Genomic DNA, 1182 nt, shown 5'->3' with positions numbered 1-1182 from the left:
GGTGATGGCCGATGCGCGCACCGGCGACATTCTTGGCGAGGTAGGCTCGGCCGATTTCTTCGACGCCAGCCGCTCCGGCTGGATAGACATGACCAAGGTCGTGCGCTCGCCCGGCTCGACGCTGAAGCCGTTCATCTACGGGTTGGCATTCGAGCAGGGTTTGGTGGCGCAGGAGACCATCATCGAGGACAGCCCGGCCGACTTCGGCGGCTATCGGCCGAAGAATTTCGATATGGGCTACCAGGGCGACGTCAGCATCAGGCAGGCGCTGCAATTGTCGCTCAACGTGCCGGCGATCCGCGTGCTCGACGCCGTCGGTCCCGCACGGCTTACCGCGCGCTTCCGCCAGGCCGGCGTCAACCTGGTCCTGCCGCTCAACGAAGCGCCCGGCCTTGCGATCGGCCTCGGCGGCGCCGGCATAACCTTGCGCGACCTGGTGCAGCTCTATACGGGGCTCGCCAATGGCGGCAAGATGCACACGCTGCATGACGGCACCGAGCCGGCCAATGCCGAGCGCGCCACCGCCACCATCCTCGACGACCAGGCCGCCTGGCAGATCGACGACATCCTCTCCGGCGTGAAGCCGCTGGAAGGCGCCATGCAGGGCGGCATCGCCTACAAGACCGGCACCTCCTATGGCTATCGCGATGCCTGGTCGGTGGGCTTCGACGGCCGCTATGTACTGGGTGTCTGGGTCGGCCGCGCCGACGCCAGCCCGATACCGGGTCTGTCCGGCTATGTGTCGGCCGCGCCGATCCTGTTCGAGGGCTTTGTCCGTTCCGGTTTGGCCAGCGTGCCGCTGCCCAGCCGGCCGCCTGGCGTCTTCAACCCCAAACGCGACGAACTGCCGGTGACGCTCGCCCGCTTCGGCGCCGGATCGGACGGGCTGGTGCAGGCAACGCCGACCGAGCCTGCGCCCACCATCATCTTCCCGCCGGACGGCGCGCGCGTCGATCTCGGCACCAATTCGGCCGACGCCACGCCGCTGGTGCTGAAGCTTCAGGGCGGCCGGGCGCCGTTCCGCTGGCTTGCCAACGGCAAGCCGCTTGCCGGCATCGACCGCCGCCGCACCGCGACCTGGCAGCCCGACGGCACCGGCTATTCGACGCTGACCGTGATCGACGCCGTCGGCCGCGCGGCCAGCGTGAAGGTTTTCGTTGAATAGAGTGCGGCAAGCGATTC

The 1182-nt window shown here is 68.4% G+C and carries 1 protein-coding gene; it reads left to right on the top strand.

The features are described 5' to 3' along the window. On the top strand, positions 1-1165 hold a 1165-nt coding region (locus EOA38_RS37265), incomplete at its 5' end, for a penicillin-binding transpeptidase domain-containing protein (RefSeq protein ID WP_281060178.1). Between the last annotated feature and the right edge of the window lie 17 nt (positions 1166-1182).

This window comes from Mesorhizobium sp. M1E.F.Ca.ET.041.01.1.1 (assembly GCF_003997355.1).
In the GTDB taxonomy this organism is placed as follows: domain Bacteria; phylum Pseudomonadota; class Alphaproteobacteria; order Rhizobiales; family Rhizobiaceae; genus Mesorhizobium.
The sequence above is the reverse complement of the archived record's forward strand: the minus strand, read 5'-3'. Positions and strand labels throughout refer to the sequence as shown.